Raw genomic sequence first — 17,873 nt, 5'->3', positions numbered from 1 at the left:
CCATTCGCCAGCCTGAGGTCTCCAATCCGAACGGAACAGCCCTGAACCTCGCATGTCGTAACTCATACGACCCACCTGGTTCAGGACTCCCATGGACACTCGACACGACGGTAAAACCCCCGGTCTTTCGGCCGCGGAGCAGCAGGACGTCGACCGTAACCAGCCGCCCCGCGCGGCGGTCCTGCATGAAATCATCCGCACCCAGGGCGATCAGGAGCTGGAGCGCAGCGTCGCTGCCCTGTGGTGGTCGGCCTTGGCTGCCGGCCTGACCATGGGCCTGTCCCTGATGGGCATGGGCCTGCTCAACTCCCGCCTGCCGGATGGCGAAGCCTTCAAAGTGATCGCCAGCTTCGGCTACTGTGCGGGCTTTCTGGCGGTGATTCTCGCGCGCCAGCAACTGTTTACGGAAAATACTCTGACCGCGGTATTGCCGGTGATGAGCAAGCCGAGCCTGCAGAACTTCGGGCGGTTGTTGCGCTTATGGGGCGTGGTGCTGGTGGGTAACCTGTGCGGCACCTTGCTGGTGGCCTACGTGATGCTGCACCTGCCGATCTTCGACAGCCGAACCGACCAGGCCTTTCTGGAAATCGGCCGCAAGGTGATGGAGAACGACAGCTCGCAGATGTTCGCCAAGGGCATTATCTCCGGCTGGATGATCGCCACCATGGTGTGGATGATTCCGTCCATGGAGAGCGCCAAGATGTGGATCATCATCCTCATCACCTACCTGATGGCGCTGGGGGACTTCACCCACATCGTGGTGGGCTCGGCCGAAGTCTCTTACCTGGTGTTTGCCGGCGAGTTGGGGTGGCGGGATTTCTGGCAGGTGTTCGCCGGGCCGACCCTGGCGGGGAACATCATCGGCGGCAGTTTCATCTTCGCTCTGATCAGCCATGCCCAGGTGCGCAGCGAGAGCGGCACGCCGAACAAAAACGCGGATCGGGCAGGGGCACCCGATCCGCGACAGATCAAGAAGTGATCAGTGGGCCTCGGTCTTGGCTGCCGGGGTTTCCTGGGTGACATGGCGCACCAGCTTGCCGATGCTCAGACCCTGCAGCAGGATCGAGGACAGCACCACGATGTAGGTGATGCTCAGCACCAGGTCGCGTTCCGGCCCCAGGGGCAGGGCCAGCGCCAGCGCCACTGAGACGCCACCGCGCAGGCCACCCCAGGTCAGCACGCGAATGGTGCCCCGGGGCACGCTGCGCCAGCGGCGCAGCAGGAGGATTGCCGGGGCCACGGTCAACAGGCGCGACAGTACGATAGCCACTGCCAGCAGGCTCGCGGCCGCCAGGTGCAGCCAGTTGAACGGCAGCAGCAACAGTTCCAGGCCGATCAGGGCGAACAGCAGGGCGTTGAGCATGTCGTCCAGCAGTTCCCAGAAACCATCCAGGTAACGCCGGGTCATGTCGTTCATCGCCAGGTTGCGCCCCAGATTGCCGATGATCAGGCCGGCTACCACCATGGCGATCGGTGCTGATACGTGGATCTCACTGGCCATGGCCGAACCACCGATCACTAGAGCCAGGGTCAGCATCACTTCGATCTGGTGCTGCTCGATGCTCTTGATCATCAGGTACACCAGGTAGCCGATCAGCCCGCCGAACACCACGCCGCCGATGGCTTCATGCACGAACAGCCAGGCAGTGGCGCTCACCGTCGGGGTTTCACCCAGTTGGGCGATGCCCAGCAGCACGGTGAACACCACGACCGCCGTGCCGTCGTTGAACAGCGACTCGCCGACGATAGTGGTCTTCAGCGGCTTGGAGGCGTTGGCGGTCCGCAGTACGCCCAGCACCGCGATGGGGTCGGTGGGGGAGATCAGTGCGCCGAACAGCAGGCAATAGAGGAAACTCACGTGCCAGCCGAACAGGCCGAAGATCCAGTAGGCCAGGCTGCCGATGACGAAGGTGGCGATCAGCACGCCGACGGTGGCCAACAGGCCGATGGGCCAGCGATAGCTGCGCAGATCGTTGAGGTTGACGTGCAGGGCGCCGGCGAACAGCAGGAACGACAGCATCCAGTTCATCAGCAGGTCGCCGAAGTCGATCTTGCCGATCAGTTCCTCGACATGCTCTTCCAGGCCGGGGAAGCCGAGGTAGCTCAGTCCTTGCAGCAACAAGGAAAAGAGCAGGGCGGTGACCATCACGCCGATGGTCGGCGGCAGGCCGATAAAACGGAAGTTGACGTAGGTGAGCAGGGTGGTCAGGCAGATAAAAGCAGCGACAAGTTCAAGCATCCGGACTCCTTTGGATGATCGCAGGAAAAGCAGCCTGAACTCTTTCAGGCCAAAGGTTTGATGTGCCGGCGACGGGACGGGACACAGTTCGTTATGGCGCGGGAGTCCGCTCCCTTGCCACGGCAATGCTGTTGAGCCGCACCCATTGACCGCAGCGAGGGGGCGACGTTGCAGGCCTGGCGGTAAAAATGCCCCGGGCACGCCCATGCTGCCGAATTCGCTGTCGCCACTGCCAAAAAAGCGGGCAACCAGTGCAAGCCGGGCAGCCGGCATGCGAGGATCCCGCTCTGTGGTCGGGCACTCTGCCCAAGCATGACCGTGCCGCACGAGATCCGATGACCTTCAGGCAAACAGGGAGTGTGAGGTGCTGGCGACAAGTCTGGTTCTGGTGGCGGCGCTGCTGCATGCGGCATGGAACACCCTGATCAAGTTCAGCGGTGAACGATTGCTGGTGGTGGCCTGCATGGACAGCGTGGCGTTGCTGTTCGTGGCAATCATGCTGTTTTTCCTGCAATGGCCGCCGCCGCAGATCTGGCCCTGGATCATCGCCTCGGCGGCCTTCGAACTCTTGTACCGCTATCTGCTGATCCAGGCGTATCGGGTAGGTGACCTGGGGCTGGTCTATCCGTTGATGCGCGGCTTGTCGCCCCTGGTGGTGCTGGCCCTGACCCTGATCTTTGCCGGCGAGGTCCTGAGCACCCAGCAGATCCTCGGCATCCTGCTGATTCCTTTCGGCATGCTGTGTCTGCTCTGGCAAGGCGGAGGCGGCGCGCGTCTGCCCTGGAGCATGCTGCCGGTGGTGGCGCTGATCGGCCTGTGCATCGGTTGCTATACCTTTATCGACGGCCAGGCCCTGCGCCGCTGGTCGCACCCGCTGGACTACCTGACCTGGGTCACGCTGCTCAGCGCCTGGCCTTTTCCCCTGGTGGCTGTGGTGTGGAAGCGGCCCGCGTTCGCGCAGTTCTGGCGTGAGCAGTGGCGCTTGGGGCTGAGCGTCGGCTTCTGTGTACTGTTCAGCTACGCTCTGGTGCTTTGGGCCATGCAGTTGGGCTCGATTGCAGAAGCGGCGGCGCTGCGTGAAATCAGTGTGATTCTGGTGGTGCTGTTCGGTATGCGCTACCTGAAAGAACCTTTCGGCCGGCCACGGCTCTTAGCCTGTGGATTGGTGCTGATTGGCATGTTGGTGATGAAGTTCTGAACACTCCCTAAAACTCTAAAAAAGGATTTGCTCCATGACTGTCGCTTTCTGGTGTGTGTTGATCGCAATTGTTCTGCCCTACCTGTGTACCGCCATCGCCAAGGGCGCAGGCAAATACGGGCTTCGCTACAACCATGACCCACGGGCGTTCCTGAGTACCCTGGAGGGGCTGCCCAAGCGTGCCCACAACGCGCAGCTCAATGGTTTCGAGGTGACTCCGGCATTTGCTGCGGCAGTGATCATTGCCCATGTGGCGGGTAACGCCGAACTGGTGACCATCAACGTCCTGGCGGTGCTGTTTGTCACCAGCCGCCTGCTGTACATGATCTGCTACCTGGCGGACTGGGCGATCCTGCGGTCCCTGGTGTGGTTCGTGGGCATGGGCCTGATCGCCAGTTTCTTCTTCGTTTCAGTCTGAAACACCCTCTTGCCGGCGAAAGCGTCTTCATGGTCGCCTCCGCCGGCAAGCCGGCGGCTACTGGGGTCAAGGGGTATCGGGCACTTCCGGTACTTTGGGCAGCGCCGCGCCCTTGGGCCAGAGCATCCAGATCTGTCCCTGCTGCTTCATGTCGCCGGCCAGTTGTCCGGCCGCCTCGCCGGTGCCCCAGAACAAATCGGCACGGACTTCTCCGGTAATCGCGCCGCCTGTGTCCTGAGCGGCTACGGGACGTACCAGGCTGCTGCCGTCGGGACGAGTGGTGGACAGCCACAACAGGCTGCCCAGGGGAATGATCTTGCGATCCACTGCGACGCTGTAGCCGGAAGTCAGCGGCACGTTCAATGAGCCGCGGGGGCCTTCGTTGCTGTCCGGGTTGCGATTGAAGAACACGTAGCTCGGGTTGCTGCCCAGCAGTTCGGGAATCCGCGTCGGATGGGCCTTGGCCCAGGCGGCGATGGTGCCCATGGTCACGTCCTCTTTTTTCAGTTCCCCCTGCTCCACCAGCCAGCGGCCGATGGGCCGGTACGGGTGGCCGTTCTGGTCGGCGTAGCCGATCCGCAGTTGGCGACCGTCATCCAGCTGGATCCTTCCCGACCCCTGGATCTGCAGGAATTGCAGGTCCATCGGATCGGTCAGCCAGGCCAGCACCGGAGCCTTCACCCCCTTGGCTTCGATGGTCGCGGCATCGTCATAGGGCTTGAGCACCCGACCTTCGAGGCGGCCCCTCAGGCGCTTGCCCTTGAGTTCCGGATAGAGGCTGTCCAGAGCGACGATGATCATGTCGTCCGGCACGCCGTACACCGGTACATTGGCCGTTCGGGTCTGGGTCAGGCTGCCGGGATACACCGGTTCGTAATAGCCGGTGATCAAGCCGGTGCTGCTGCCGCTGCCCGAGCGCAGCCCATAGACATCCAGGTGTTCCTTGAGAAAGTCGCGGATGGCGGCCGGAGTCTGTGGCACGTTGGCCGCTGCAGCACAGGTGGCGCCCCACACCGGGTCGGCTTTCAGGCGGTTGCAGGCACTGCGCCAGGAGCCGAAGCCGGCCAGCAGGTCGTTATCGGTTACGCTGGGCAACGACTCCCAGGGCGCACTGTTGTAGGTGGCCAAAGCGTGGGTTGGCGCAGGCTTGCCGTTATCGCCGCCGTTGCAGCCGGCAAGCAGCGCCAGGGCTGGCAGGGTCCAGAGCAGGTGGCGACGCCAGCGGAGGAAGCTCGGGTTCATGCTGTATTTCCTTGAAGGGTTATCCACAGACTGGGTGGCAGTGGGCAACCTCTATTGTTAATAGGGCTATTGGTGTTTGCCGGGGAGGCGAGGATACTGGCCGCCGTTTCCGTGACCTGACCTGAAGCCACCATGACGCTAAAAAGACTTTCTGTTGTATTGCTGGCCTGCCTGACGCTTTCCGCCTGTGGCGGTGTCGATCCCAACTCTCCCCTGGGTCAGCGCAAGGCGATCTTCAAACAGATGCTCAAGACCGGCGAGGACCTGGGGGGCATGCTGCGTGGGCGGATTCCTTTCGACGGTGCGCGTTTTGCCGAAGGTGCGGTCAAGCTCGACAGCCTGTCCCATGAACCCTGGAAGCACTTCCCCGAGGTCAAGGAAGAAGATCACACCAGCGCCACCGATGACGTCTGGCGCAAGCAGGCGCGATTCCAGGAGCTGGCACGCAACCTGGAGGCGGCCACCGGCGAACTGGTGACCATCAGCCAGGTCCAGCCTTACAAGGCCAGTAACCTGGGGCCGGCAGTGCAGAAGGTCGAGGATGTCTGCAGTGCTTGTCACAAAGAATTCCGCAATCACTGAGTGGCGGTTCTGACAAGGTGTTTTGCGCTGGCGAGGGAGCAGTCCCCCTCGCCACGACAAGCGCCGCTTACTTGTCCAGCTCGTCCAGGGCTTGCTGCAGTTCCTTGCGGGATTCGGCGAGTTTGTCCTTGCGCTTGTTGATCTTCTCCGAGTCGCCTTTCTTCATGGCTTTTTCCAGATCGGCCTGGCGCCGGCTGACTTCGTGCTTGGCTTCCAGCACCTTGTTTTCCCGATCCTTCTTCAGCGAGGCATCGGTGCAGTGGGCGCTGACTTCACTCAGGGCGCGCTCCAGGCCGGCTTGCTGATTGCTATTGCCATGAGCCTTGGCTTGTTCAATCTGGGTCATGATCGCTTGGCGCTTGGCGGCACAACCGGTCAGTTGCGGAGCTTGTTCGGCGGCCAGCAGGGGCGCGCTCATCAGGCTGCACAGGGTCAAGGCAGCGAGGGATGGAAACAGTTTCATGGAAGGCTCCAGGTGGAAAAAAAGATCAAAAAATAACCAATTAAAATATTGACGCTGGCATCGGGAGTGGGGTGTTGGAACCCAATCCCGCCTGGGTGGTTCAACCTGCGCCCCAGGATGATGGATTAAAAACCTTCGATACCTGCTTCGCTCAAGGTGGCACGCAGGGCCAGTACCTGTGGATCACGAAAGAATGCCGTCAGTTGCGCAGCACGTTCCGCTCCTATTCCTGCCTCGTCCTGCCAGTCCTGGCTGCTTTTCAGCGCCAGGGTTTGCCATGGCCCGCTCAGGTCAGCTGAGCCACTGGGTGGCAGCCCCAGGGATTTCAGCCAGCGAGGGAAGGGTTGCTGTCTTGCCCGGTGCAGGCTCTCGAGTAAACGAGAGCTGCTGCGCTTGCCGAAGCCGGCAATGTTAGCAAGCTCCGCCTGATCCAGGGTCAGCCAATCCAACAGGCCTTTGATACGCCCTGTTTCAATCAGCCTGCTCCAGGTTCGCTCGCCGATATTCTGCAGGTCCAGGCCCTGTTTGCTGCTGAGCCAGGTCAGCCGCGCGAGAAACTGACTCTCGCAACCGGGAGATGGCTGCCAGCAGCTCAAGCCATGAAAGTCCTCCTGGGCCGGAGCCTGGATGGCCTGGCGTTGCGGGCTCCTGAGTACCACGCTCTCCAGGCGCGGAATGGTCAGTCCGGCAAGGCTGATGGCCACCTGATCGCCGGGCGCTATATCCAGTGCCCGCCAGCGTTGTAGCGAGCCGACGCTGACGCGACGGATCTGTCGGTCGTCGAGGGTGACAGGCTCGATATCCAGCAAAGGGGTGATGCGTCCGGTGCGGCCGATGCGGAATCGCACCTGACGCACATGGGCCAGGGCCTGGGCGTAGGGATATTTCCACGCGGCGATCCAGTGCGGCGCTTTGGCCTGCCAGCGCTCGGCGGCCGGGCGCTGGCTCTGCCGCAGGATGATGCCGTCGCTGGCGAAGGGCAGGGGTGAGCGGTACCAGTGCTCCCGCCATAGTCGAGCTTCGCTGAACCCGGTGATGGGCCGGCTGTATTCACCGCCCTCGGGAAAACCCAGTTGCGCCAGTTGCTCCAGGCGTTCACTCAAGATGGCGGGGCCTTGGGGCCAGTCCCAGACAAACAGGCCGATCTGCTGTGCTTCTGCCCTCGACAGGTGTTTGCGTGCCAGCCATCCGGCGACCCGGCTGCGAGCATTGAGGCTGCCCGCGCGGGACTGGATGTGTTGCTCCAGTCGTTGATACAGCTCCCCTTGCAGCAGCAGGTCCACGGGCTGTGGCAATTGTTTGGGGATGGCCGGGATCTGACGGGCGCTGGCGCTCCAGTCATGGCCCAGCAGGCCGTCACCCCGACTTAACGCCTGGTGGAAGCGACCCTGGCGGTAGATCAGGGTCACGGCCACGCCGTCGATCTTGGGTTGCGCCCAAACACCTTCGCGACCTTTTAGCCAGAGCTGGACGGCATTGTCATCGGGGAGTTTTTCCACTCCGGTGTGAGCAATAGGGTGGGGGATGCTGCCCCGGGCGTCGAGCAACGGCCGGTCCGCAGTCACGGGAATCTGTGGAAAGCAGTGCCGCAGGTTGGCCAGGCGCTGACGGGACTGGTCGTAGAGCTCGTCGGCTACAGGCGATTGGCCGTGCCGGTGGTAGCGGGTATCCCAGTTCTTGAGCTGTTGTTGCAGGGCGGTGATTTCCAGGTTGGCCTGGGACGTTGGCCAGTCAGGACATTGGGCCTGAGCGGGTAGAGCGGCGAGGGCCAGAAGCAGCAGGAAGAGTCTTGGCAGCATGGGGAGCATCCTTGCTCTGATGGGCATGCGCTAAAGGCTAGAGGGGATTGGCTGTGGGCTTGGACGAAGGTGTTTGCCGGGTGTTTCATCGGGCGCCAAAACTCGTCGTCAATGGCGCAGGGCCCTGTATCGACGGTTGTCGGCTGGCTTTGCAAGGAAACCTTCAGCCACAAAAAAGCCCCGCCGGGCGAGCCGGGCGGGGCTTTGGATGTTGCCAGGTGAAGCTTACAGGCCGGCAGCAGCGCGCAAGGCGTCGGCGCGGTCGGTTTTTTCCCAAGTGAAGGTGGTGAAGGTGTCCTCACCCACGGTCTTGGTTTGTGGGGCACGGCCGAAGTGACCGTAGGCCGCGGTTTCCTGGTACATCGGGTGCAGCAGGTCAAGCATGGTGGTGATCGCGTAAGGACGCAGGTCGAAGTGCTCGCGTACCAGCTTGACGATCTTGTCGTCGCTGATCTTGCCGGTGCCGAAGGTGTTCAGCGAGATCGAAGTCGGTTGCGCCACGCCGATGGCGTAGGACACCTGGATCTCGCAACGCTCGGCCAGGCCGGCGGCAACGATGTTCTTGGCCACGTAGCGACCGGCATAAGCGGCGGAACGGTCAACCTTGGATGGGTCCTTGCCGGAGAACGCGCCACCGCCGTGACGGGCCATGCCGCCGTAGCTGTCGACGATGATCTTGCGGCCGGTCAGGCCGCAGTCGCCCACCGGGCCACCGATGATGAACTGGCCGGTCGGGTTGATGTGGAACTGGGTGTCCTTGTGCAGCAGCTCGGCTGGCAGCACGTGCTTGACGATCAGTTCCATCACGCCTTCACGCAGGTCGTTGTAGGACACTTCCGGGTTGTGCTGGGTCGACAGCACCACGGCGTCGATACCGACCACGATGCCGTTTTCATAGCGGCAGGTGACCTGGGACTTGGCGTCCGGGCGCAGCCATGGCAGCAGACCCGATTTGCGGGCTTCAGCCTGGCGATGGACCAGTTGGTGGGAGAAGGCAATCGGCGCCGGCATCAGCGCAGCGGTTTCGTTGCTGGCGTAGCCGAACATCAGGCCCTGGTCGCCGGCGCCCTGATCTTCAGGCTTGGCGCGGTCAACGCCCTGGTTGATGTCGGGGGACTGCTTGCCAATGATGTTCATCACGCCGCAGGTGGCGCCGTCGAAGCCGACGTCCGAGCTGGTATAGCCGATGTCGCAGATCACGTCACGGACGATCTGTTCCAGGTCGACCCAGGCAGTGGTAGTGACTTCGCCAGCGACGATGGCCACGCCAGTCTTGACCAGGGTTTCCACCGCGACGCGGGCATGCTTGTCCTGGGCAATGATGGCGTCCAGCACCGCATCGGAAATCTGGTCGGCGATTTTATCCGGATGCCCTTCAGACACGGACTCGGAGGTGAAAAGGGAGTATTCGCTCATCTCGAGAGTTTCCTAAATTTACCGATGGTGAGTGTCGCCAGCCGGTCGCTGAAAGTGGCGGACCTGGATCTGGAAACCATTACGTAAGCCTACATAGAGACTTTCCCCGGGAGTCAGTCCCGCAGCGCTGGCCCAGCGGGCCAAATCATCTTGTTCGAACCCTAGCCAGAGATCGCCGCAAGCCTCTTTGGCCCAACTCTGGTTGTGGCTGCACAAGTCTGTTACCAACAGGCTGCCGCCTGGTTGCAGCAATCGGGCCATCTGCTTGATGGCTTCGGCCGGTGCGGCGAAATGGTGCAGGACCATATTCAGCACTACGCAATCGGCCGTCAGTGGCACGCCATCCAATGCATCGGCCAATTGCAGGCTGACGTTAGCCAATGTTTCGCGCTCACACAGCTGGCGCGCCAGTTCAAGCATTGCCGGACTGTTGTCCAGAGCAGTTACCTGGGCAAAGCGTCGGGCCAGTTCAGGGAGAAATCCACCGTCACCGGGACCCACTTCAATGGCCGTGGCCATTGGCTTGAAACTCAGCTGGTCCAGCAGCGCGAGAACACTGTCGCGGTACTGGGGCAGTCCTGCGATCAGGTCCTGCTGGGCGCGGAATTTCTCCGCCACCCGGGAAAAAAAGTCTTGGCTGGCCGCGGCCCGTTGCCGGTGCACCAGGCCGATCCGGCCCTGGACATCCGCCGGCAGCCGCACCTGGTCCACTTCGTCCAGCAGTGCTGCGTGAAGCTTGCCCCCCAGGAGTTCGGTATGGGGCAGGGCGCGGCGATAGAAAATCGCATTGCCTTCACGGCGAGTCGCCACCAGGTTGGCCTGGGCCAGGACCTTCAAATGGTGACTCATGCCGGACTGGCCGATGGCGAAGATCTGAGCCAGTTCCAGTACACCGAACGAGTCGTTGCTCAGTGCGCGCAATACATTGAGCCGCAGAGGATCGCCGCCGGCCTTGCACAGGGCGGCCAGTTCGTCGCAATCGTCATGCTCAATGGAGGGTGCGTGCAGGTTCATAGGGGCGCAGTCTAGAGGTGCCTGCAAAGCCCTGCAACAGCAATATCAAAACTTTTTGATATTGCTGTTGCAGGGGCCTTTGCCAGAGCCGTTCGTTGCCTTGTCAACGAACGGCGAGCGGGTTTCTCCAGTGGATTGAGTGCTTATCCTTGGGAAAAACATGCCTGAGTGACTATCTGTCATTGCCCCCGCCAGACGCCTGAGGGAAAATGCAGGCCTTTTTTCCGTTTCGTTTTATTCAATCCTCAGGAGATCAGCGATGCCCAGCCGTCGTGAGCGTGCCAACGCCATTCGTGCCCTCAGCATGGATGCCGTGCAAAAAGCCAACAGCGGCCATCCAGGTGCCCCCATGGGTATGGCGGATATCGCCGAAGTACTTTGGCGTGACTACCTCAAGCACAACCCGAGCAATCCATCCTTCGCCGACCGTGACCGCTTCGTGCTGTCCAACGGTCACGGCTCGATGCTGATCTACTCGCTGCTGCACCTGACCGGCTACGACCTGTCGATCGATGACCTGAAGAACTTCCGCCAACTGCACAGCCGCACTCCGGGCCACCCGGAATTCGGCTATACCCCGGGTGTGGAAACCACCACTGGCCCACTGGGTCAGGGCCTGGCCAATGCCGTGGGCTTCGCCCTGGCGGAAAAGGTCCTGGCGGCGCAGTTCAACCGTCCAGGTCACGACATCGTTGATCACCACACCTACGTATTCCTGGGTGATGGCTGCATGATGGAAGGCATTTCCCACGAAGTAGCCTCCCTGGCCGGTACCCTGGGCCTGGGCAAGCTGATCGCCTTCTACGATGACAACGGCATCTCCATCGACGGTGAAGTCGAAGGCTGGTTCACCGACGACACGCCCAAGCGTTTCGAAGCCTACAACTGGCAAGTGATCCGCAACGTCGACGGCCACGATCCGGAAGAGATCAAGACCGCCATCGACACCGCGCGCAAGAGCCCGTTGCCGACCCTGATCTGCTGCAAGACCACCATCGGTTTCGGTTCGCCGAACAAGCAGGGCAAGGAAGACTGCCACGGCGCACCACTGGGTGCCGAGGAAATCGCCCTGACCCGCGCTGCACTGAAGTGGAACCATGGCCCGTTCGAAATCCCGGCCGACATCTACGCCGAGTGGGACGCCAAGGAAGCCGGTCGCGCCGTGGAAGCCGAGTGGGATCAGCGTTTCGCTGCCTACTCCGCTGCGTTCCCTGCCGAAGCCAATGAACTGGTACGTCGCCTTGCGGGCGATCTGCCCGCGGACTTTGCCGAGAAGGCCAATGCCTATATCGCTGAAGTCGCGGCCAAGGGCGAAACCATCGCCAGCCGTAAAGCCAGCCAGAACACCCTGAACGCCTTCGGCCCGCTGCTGCCTGAATTCCTCGGCGGCTCGGCTGACCTGGCCGGCTCCAACCTGACCCTGTGGAAAGGCTGCAAGGGCGTCAGCGCTGAAGACGCCAGCGGCAACTACATGTATTACGGCGTGCGTGAGTTCGGCATGACCGCCATCATGAACGGCGTTGCCTTGCACGGTGGCCTGGTGCCTTACGGCGCGACCTTCCTGATGTTCATGGAATACGCACGCAACGCCGTGCGCATGTCGGCGCTGATGAAGCAGCGGGTGATCCATGTCTACACCCACGACTCCATCGGTCTGGGCGAAGACGGCCCGACTCACCAGCCGATCGAGCAACTGACCAGCCTGCGCAGTACCCCGAACCTCGACACCTGGCGCCCAGCCGATGCCGTGGAATCGGCGGTGTCCTGGAAGTACGCCCTGGAGCGCAAGGACGGCCCATCGGCGCTGATCTTCTCCCGCCAGAACCTGCAGCACCAAACCCGTGATGCCGGGCAGATCGCCGACATCAGCCGCGGTGGCTACGTGTTGAAAGACTGCGCAGGCGAGCCTGAGCTGATCCTGATCGCCACCGGTTCGGAAGTGGGCCTGGCGGTCCAGGCTTTCGACAAGCTGACTGAGCAGGGCCGCAAGGTGCGTGTGGTTTCCATGCCGTGCACCAGCGTGTTCGACGCTCAGGACGCGGGCTACAAGCAATCGGTTCTGCCGTTGCAGGTCAGCGCGCGGATCGCCATCGAAGCTGCTCACGCTGACTTCTGGTACAAGTACGTGGGTCTGGAAGGCCGGGTGATCGGCATGACCACCTACGGCGAGTCGGCGCCTGCGCCGGCCTTGTTCGAAGAGTTCGGTTTCACCCTGGACAACATCCTGGGCCAGGCCGAAGAGCTGCTGGAAGACTAAAAAAGCACGCGGTGGCCCAGCCACCGCGATCCCTTTGTAGGAGCTGGCTTGCCAGCGATTCGCGGCCTGCCTGACACGCCGCTGATCGTTGGCAAGCCAGCTCCTGCGATGGGGTGCGTATAACAAGTTCGTCTGCCTGTGCCTGATCGAGAACCCCATGCCTCAATCGCGTCCCTATAAAGTTGCACTCAACGGCTACGGCCGGGTTGGTCGTTGCGTCTTGCGTGCTCTGTTCGAGCGGGGGGCTGCGGCTGGATTCGAGATCGTCGCCATCAACGATCTGGCCGACATGGCCAGTGTTGAATACCTGACACGCTTCGACTCGACCCACGGCCGGTTTCCCGGCGAGGTGAAGGTCGATGGCGACTGTCTGCATATCAATGGCAACTGCGTGAAAGTGCTGCGCAGTGCCACCCCCGAAGGCATCGATTGGGCGTCCCTGGGCGTCGATCTGGTGCTGGAATGCTCCGGTGCCTACCACACCCGGGCAGACGGCCAGCGTTTCCTCGACGCCGGCGCGCCACGGGTGCTGTTCTCCCAACCGATGGCCAGCGAGGCGGATGTCGACGCGACCATCGTTTACGGGGTCAACCAGGAGTGTCTGACCGGCGCCGAGCTGCTGGTCTCCAACGCCTCCTGCACCACCAACTGTGGTGTGCCGCTGTTGCGCCTGCTGGATCAGGCCATCGGCCTGGAATATGTGTCGATCACCACCATTCACTCGGCGATGAACGACCAGCCGGTGATCGACGCCTATCACCACGAGGATCTGCGTCGGACCCGTTCGGCGTTCCAGTCGGTGATCCCGGTGTCCACTGGTCTGGCGCGTGGTATCGAGCGCTTGTTGCCGGAACTTGCCGGGCGAATTCAGGCCAAAGCTGTGCGAGTGCCGACGGTCAATGTGTCCTGCCTGGATATCACCATGCAGACCGTGAGCGATACCGACGCCACCGAGGTCAACCGGATTCTGCGCGAGGCCGCCACCAGCGGTCCGCTCAAGGGCTTGCTGGCCTATACCGAGTTGCCTCACGCCAGCTGTGATTTCAATCATGATCCCCATTCGGCGATCGTCGATGCCAGTCAGACCCGCGTTTCCGGCCCCCGGCTGGTGAACATCCTGGCCTGGTTCGACAACGAATGGGGCTTTGCCAACCGGATGCTGGATGTTGCTGGGCACTACCTGCAAACAGCCACTCCACGCTCTGACTCTAAACTCTCTGTTTCTGAACAACAGTAACCCAGGAATTGCGACCCATGACCGTGTTGAAGATGACCGACCTCGATCTGCAAGGTAAGCGCGTACTGATCCGCGAAGACCTCAACGTCCCAGTCAAGGACGGTGTTGTCACCAGCGATGCGCGGATCCTGGCTTCGCTGCCGACCATCAAGCTGGCCTTGGAAAAAGGCGCGGCGGTGATGGTCTGCTCGCACCTGGGCCGCCCGACCGAAGGCGAGTTCTCTGCCGAGAACAGCCTCAAGCCGGTAGCCGATTACCTGAGCCGCGCCCTAGGCCGTGAAGTGCCACTGGTGGCCGACTACTTGGGTGGTGTCGAGGTCAAGGCCGGCGACATCGTGCTGTTCGAAAACGTGCGCTTCAACAAGGGCGAGAAAAAGAACGCCGACGAATTGGCCCAGCAATACGCTGCCCTGTGCGACGTGTTCGTGATGGATGCTTTTGGCACCGCGCACCGCGCCGAGGGTTCGACCCATGGCGTGGCCAAGTTCGCCAAAGTAGCCGCTGCAGGTCCCCTGCTGGCTGCTGAGCTGGAGGCGCTGGGCAAGGCCCTGGGCAACCCGGCCAAGCCGATGGCGGCCATCGTTGCCGGTTCCAAGGTGTCCACCAAGCTGGATGTGCTCAACAGCCTGAGCCAGATCTGCGACCAGTTGATCGTCGGTGGCGGCATCGCCAACACCTTCCTGGCCGCTGCCGGGCATCCGGTGGGCAAGTCGTTGTACGAGCCGGACCTCTTGGACACCGCCCGAGCCATCGCCGCCAAGGTCAGCGTACCGCTGCCGGTGGACGTGGTCGTGGCCAAGGAGTTCGCCGAAAGCGCCGAAGCTACCGTCAAGCTGATCGCTGATGTTGCCGCTGACGACATGATCCTCGACATCGGTCCACAGACTGCCGCGCAGTTCGCCGAGCTGCTGAAATCCTCCAAGACCATCCTCTGGAACGGTCCTGTAGGCGTGTTCGAATTCGACCAGTTCGGCAACGGCACCCAAGTGCTGGCCCAGGCCATCGCCGACAGCGCCGCGTTCTCCATTGCTGGCGGTGGCGACACCCTGGCGGCCATCGACAAGTATGGCGTGGCCCAGCAGATCTCCTACATTTCTACCGGTGGCGGCGCTTTCCTCGAGTTCGTCGAGGGCAAGGTACTGCCGGCGGTTGAAGTCCTGGAAGCCCGGGCCAAGGCCTGAGATTCCCGTTGGCCGGGCAAAGGAGTGTTCTGATGGTCAAGACATTGCCACTGTTGATCGCCGCGGCTTTGCTGGCGGGGTGCTCCGGCACTCCCCAGGCAAAATCGGCCGATGAGGCCGGTGAGCCGGACAAAGGCTGCTATCAGGCCGATTGGCAGGCCGAGACGGCGCCGGTGATTAACAAGCGTCTGGGCCCAGAGGGCCTGGAGAAGTACGAGACACCGTCAAAGACCAGGGAACAGGGCTGCCCTTGACGGGTCGGATTGGATAACGCAACGCGCTGGGGCCTGTGGGCTGTCAGCCGAGGAACATCGATGAAAGGTTTGATCGCCGTGGCGATGCTGGGCTTGCTGGCAGGGTGTGCCAACCTGAACCTGCTCAAGTCGCCGGCTCCCGACAACTGGACGACCTGGGTGTGTGACAGCCAGGCACAAGTGCTTTGGCGCTACACCGACGACAGCCGCAAGGCGGTCGACGTGCGCCTGGGGGGCGACGATCAGGTTCGGCGCCTTAAGCTTGAGCCCAGTGGTTCGGGTTCGCTGTACAGCGATGACATGCTGGCGTTTCACGTCAAGGGTGAAGAGGGCCTGGTTTACTGGGTCGCCACCAATGACTTGATCGGCCGCGGCTGCAAGGCCCAGTAGGAGCTGGCTTGCCAGCCAAGGCGGCGTCCAGACCTGTGCAAGGTCAAGGGCCCCTTTACCGGCGAACTGGTTCCTGAAGGGCTGTAGAGATTTGGTTTTAACGGATACAACAGAGCGGGCTGACCCCCGATCTGCAATCACTTGAATAGCAGTCGCCGCTACGGCAGGCTTGCACGATTAACGACCCTCGACCGGGAGAGACACACACAATGGCACTCATCAGCATGCGCCAGATGCTGGACCACGCAGCCGAGTTCGGCTACGGCGTTCCAGCCTTCAACGTCAACAACCTTGAGCAGATGCGCGCCATCATGGAAGCCGCTGACAAGACTGACTCCCCGGTGATCGTTCAGGCGTCCGCCGGTGCGCGCAAGTACGCCGGTGCGCCGTTCCTGCGTCACCTGATCCTGGCGGCGATCGAAGAGTTCCCGCATATCCCGGTGTGCATGCACCAGGACCACGGCACCAGCCCTGACGTCTGCCAGCGCTCGATCCAGCTGGGCTTCTCCTCGGTCATGATGGACGGCTCCCTGGGCGAAGACGGCAAGACGCCGACCGATTATGAATACAACGTGCGCGTCACCCAGCAGACCGTGGCCATGGCCCACGCCTGCGGCGTGTCGGTAGAAGGCGAGCTGGGCTGCCTGGGTTCCCTGGAAACCGGCATGGCCGGTGAAGAAGATGGCATCGGTGCCGAAGGCGTGCTGGACCACAGCCAGATGCTGACCGATCCGGAAGAGGCTGCGGACTTCGTCAAGAAGACCCAGGTCGACGCCCTGGCCATCGCCATCGGCACCAGCCACGGTGCCTACAAGTTCACCAAGCCGCCTACCGGCGACGTGCTTGCCATCGACCGCATCAAGGAAATCCACAAGCGCATCCCTAACACTCACCTGGTGATGCACGGCTCTTCGTCGGTTCCGCAAGAGTGGCTGGCGATCATCAACCAGTACGGCGGCGACATCAAAGAAACCTACGGCGTGCCGGTTGAAGAAATCGTCGAAGGCATCAAGTACGGCGTGCGCAAGGTCAACATCGACACCGACCTGCGTCTGGCGTCCACCGGTGCCATGCGTCGCCTGATGGCCACCAACCCGAGCGAGTTCGACCCACGCAAGTTCTTCGGGGCCACCGTGACCGCCATGCGCGACGTGTGCATCGCCCGTTACGAAGCCTTCGGTACTGCCGGCAACGCTTCGAAGATCAAGCCGATCTCCCTGGAAGCGATGTTCCAGCGCTACCTCAAGGGTGAGCTGAACGCCAAGGTCAACTAAGCCTTAGCGTCATCCGGAAAGCCCGCAGCGATGCGGGCTTTTTTGTGCCTGGGATTCCTGCACAGAGACGGGGTTAGATTTTGTTGTGGTCGATATCCAGCTTGGAGAAGGTCACCTTGCCGCCCTCGCTGGTGTAGCCGCTGTTGTCCTGGACATAAACGCCAGCCTTGAAATACAGCGGCTTGTCGCGCCAGGTGGCGCTCAGCTGGCCATCCCATTGATAGCCCGCAGCACTGATCCCCAGGGCACCACCGGGGCTCAGGTGGATCAGGTAGGAAAACTCCCGATCCATAGGCACGTTCCTGGCGACGGTGATGACCCGGCCTTCGTCGTCATCCGGGCGCATGCGCACCTTGGCCACGACATTGCCGCTGCCCTGGCTGGTCTTGTACTGGTACTCCACTTTCACCAGGGGCTTGGTGCTGTTGTAGGCATGGATCTGGCCGACGACGATCTTGCCCGACGAGGGCACCTGCTTCACTGCCAGGGTGGCGTACAACAGGTTGTCGGCCTCGGGATAGGTCCAGTTGCGCAGGGTGCCGTTGGAATAGGTTTCCCGCAGCTCGGTGCGCGGGTAGATGGCGTTCTCGGTTTTTGATCCGGTCACCGGCGACCAGAAGAACAGGGTGCCGCTATCGGAGTGGAAGTACTGGTCCTTGAAGCCTTTGACCAGGGTGGGGGTGTCAATGGTTGCCGGTGGGCTGCCGACGGGAACGCTGAGGTTCCAGGTTGCCAGATCGATCATGGTGAGAGGTTCCGCAAGGAAAGGTCTGGTGCAGGTCGCCGAGGGCTTTAGCCTGCGCTTCTTCGGGCGTCTTTATAACGCAGAACGGATGCCGGGCGAGGTCCGTACGGCGGATATCTGACGTCAGCAAAATATCGAAATGCCATCCTTCCCGGTTTTTATGC

General features: G+C 61.9%; 17 protein-coding genes. 10 read left to right on the top strand and 7 right to left on the bottom strand.

Annotated features, from left to right (window positions below; translation table 11 throughout):
* Positions 1 to 91: 91 nt before the first annotated feature.
* On the top strand, positions 92 to 979 hold the full coding sequence (locus PFZ56_RS03440; RefSeq protein ID WP_102862046.1) for a formate/nitrite transporter family protein: 888 nt from the start codon (positions 92 to 94) through the stop codon (positions 977 to 979).
* On the opposite strand, the gene PFZ56_RS03435 is transcribed toward PFZ56_RS03440, so the two are convergent.
* On the bottom strand, positions 980 to 2,239 hold the full coding sequence (locus PFZ56_RS03435; protein ID WP_123389898.1) for a sodium:proton antiporter: 1,260 nt from the start codon (positions 2,237 to 2,239) through the stop codon (positions 980 to 982). It abuts the gene before it with no gap.
* Positions 2,240 to 2,603: 364 nt separating this feature from the next.
* Here PFZ56_RS03435 and PFZ56_RS03430 point away from each other — a divergent pair, with 364 nt between their 5' ends.
* Complete coding sequence (locus tag PFZ56_RS03430) at positions 2,604 to 3,437, top strand: EamA family transporter (protein ID WP_170001831.1); 834 nt, start codon at positions 2,604 to 2,606, stop codon at positions 3,435 to 3,437.
* Between the two features lie 34 nt (positions 3,438 to 3,471).
* Positions 3,472 to 3,855: an MAPEG family protein gene (locus PFZ56_RS03425; protein ID WP_102862043.1), complete on the top strand. Its 384-nt coding sequence runs from the start codon at positions 3,472 to 3,474 to the stop codon at positions 3,853 to 3,855.
* A 66-nt stretch (positions 3,856 to 3,921) separates the two neighbouring features.
* Here PFZ56_RS03425 and PFZ56_RS03420 read toward each other — a convergent pair whose 3' ends face one another.
* A complete protein-coding gene (locus PFZ56_RS03420) occupies positions 3,922 to 5,097 on the bottom strand; it encodes a murein transglycosylase A (RefSeq protein ID WP_170001833.1) in 1,176 nt (391 codons plus the stop codon).
* Between the two features lie 132 nt (positions 5,098 to 5,229).
* Here PFZ56_RS03420 and PFZ56_RS03415 point away from each other — a divergent pair, with 132 nt between their 5' ends.
* Positions 5,230 to 5,679 carry a cytochrome c gene (locus tag PFZ56_RS03415; protein WP_025131121.1) on the top strand — a complete coding sequence of 150 codons (450 nt, stop codon included), beginning with the start codon at positions 5,230 to 5,232 and terminating at the stop codon, positions 5,677 to 5,679.
* A 67-nt stretch (positions 5,680 to 5,746) separates the two neighbouring features.
* On the opposite strand, the gene PFZ56_RS03410 is transcribed toward PFZ56_RS03415, so the two are convergent.
* From PFZ56_RS03410 to PFZ56_RS03395, 4 genes are all read right to left on the bottom strand, one after another.
* On the bottom strand, positions 5,747 to 6,142 hold the full coding sequence (locus tag PFZ56_RS03410; RefSeq protein ID WP_110652414.1) for a DUF1090 domain-containing protein: 396 nt from the start codon (positions 6,140 to 6,142) through the stop codon (positions 5,747 to 5,749).
* Positions 6,143 to 6,267: 125 nt separating this feature from the next.
* Positions 6,268 to 7,950, bottom strand: a complete 1,683-nt coding sequence (ligB, locus tag PFZ56_RS03405; protein WP_170001835.1) for an NAD-dependent DNA ligase LigB — start codon at positions 7,948 to 7,950, stop codon at positions 6,268 to 6,270.
* A gap of 216 nt (positions 7,951 to 8,166) precedes the next feature.
* Positions 8,167 to 9,357 carry a methionine adenosyltransferase gene (metK, locus tag PFZ56_RS03400; protein ID WP_102862039.1) on the bottom strand — a complete coding sequence of 397 codons (1,191 nt, stop codon included), beginning with the start codon at positions 9,355 to 9,357 and terminating at the stop codon, positions 8,167 to 8,169.
* An 18-nt stretch (positions 9,358 to 9,375) separates the two neighbouring features.
* The gene (locus PFZ56_RS03395) at positions 9,376 to 10,371 is read right to left on the bottom strand and encodes a metalloregulator ArsR/SmtB family transcription factor (protein ID WP_102881134.1); all 996 of its coding nucleotides are present in this window, start codon (positions 10,369 to 10,371) and stop codon (positions 9,376 to 9,378) included.
* Between the two features lie 259 nt (positions 10,372 to 10,630).
* Here PFZ56_RS03395 and tkt point away from each other — a divergent pair, with 259 nt between their 5' ends.
* The 6 genes from tkt to fba all read left to right on the top strand — a co-directional run bounded on the left by tkt (position 10,631) and on the right by fba (position 16,964).
* Entirely contained in the window at positions 10,631 to 12,628 is a 1,998-nt protein-coding gene (gene tkt, locus PFZ56_RS03390; RefSeq protein ID WP_102862037.1) for a transketolase, read from the top strand.
* Positions 12,629 to 12,785: 157 nt separating this feature from the next.
* Positions 12,786 to 13,865, top strand: coding sequence for an erythrose-4-phosphate dehydrogenase (epd, locus tag PFZ56_RS03385; protein WP_110652412.1), 1,080 nt, complete (start codon positions 12,786 to 12,788; stop codon positions 13,863 to 13,865).
* A 17-nt stretch (positions 13,866 to 13,882) separates the two neighbouring features.
* A complete protein-coding gene (locus PFZ56_RS03380) occupies positions 13,883 to 15,046 on the top strand; it encodes a phosphoglycerate kinase (protein ID WP_102862035.1) in 1,164 nt (387 codons plus the stop codon).
* A 32-nt stretch (positions 15,047 to 15,078) separates the two neighbouring features.
* On the top strand, positions 15,079 to 15,300 hold the full coding sequence (locus PFZ56_RS03375; RefSeq protein WP_102881132.1) for a hypothetical protein: 222 nt from the start codon (positions 15,079 to 15,081) through the stop codon (positions 15,298 to 15,300).
* Between the two features lie 60 nt (positions 15,301 to 15,360).
* Positions 15,361 to 15,690 carry an MliC family protein gene (locus PFZ56_RS03370; protein ID WP_102862033.1) on the top strand — a complete coding sequence of 110 codons (330 nt, stop codon included), beginning with the start codon at positions 15,361 to 15,363 and terminating at the stop codon, positions 15,688 to 15,690.
* Positions 15,691 to 15,899: 209 nt separating this feature from the next.
* Positions 15,900 to 16,964, top strand: a complete 1,065-nt coding sequence (gene fba, locus PFZ56_RS03365) for a class II fructose-bisphosphate aldolase (RefSeq protein WP_003229012.1) — start codon at positions 15,900 to 15,902, stop codon at positions 16,962 to 16,964.
* A 73-nt stretch (positions 16,965 to 17,037) separates the two neighbouring features.
* On the opposite strand, the gene PFZ56_RS03360 is transcribed toward fba, so the two are convergent.
* Positions 17,038 to 17,709, bottom strand: coding sequence for a polysaccharide lyase family 7 protein (locus PFZ56_RS03360; protein ID WP_102881131.1), 672 nt, complete (start codon positions 17,707 to 17,709; stop codon positions 17,038 to 17,040).
* Positions 17,710 to 17,873 lie beyond the last annotated feature (164 nt).

The sequence above is a fragment of the Pseudomonas danubii genome, from assembly GCF_042980055.1.
Classification (GTDB): domain Bacteria; phylum Pseudomonadota; class Gammaproteobacteria; order Pseudomonadales; family Pseudomonadaceae; genus Aquipseudomonas; species Aquipseudomonas danubii.
Note: the sequence above shows the minus strand (reverse complement) of the source record. Positions and strands in the feature narration are given on the sequence as shown.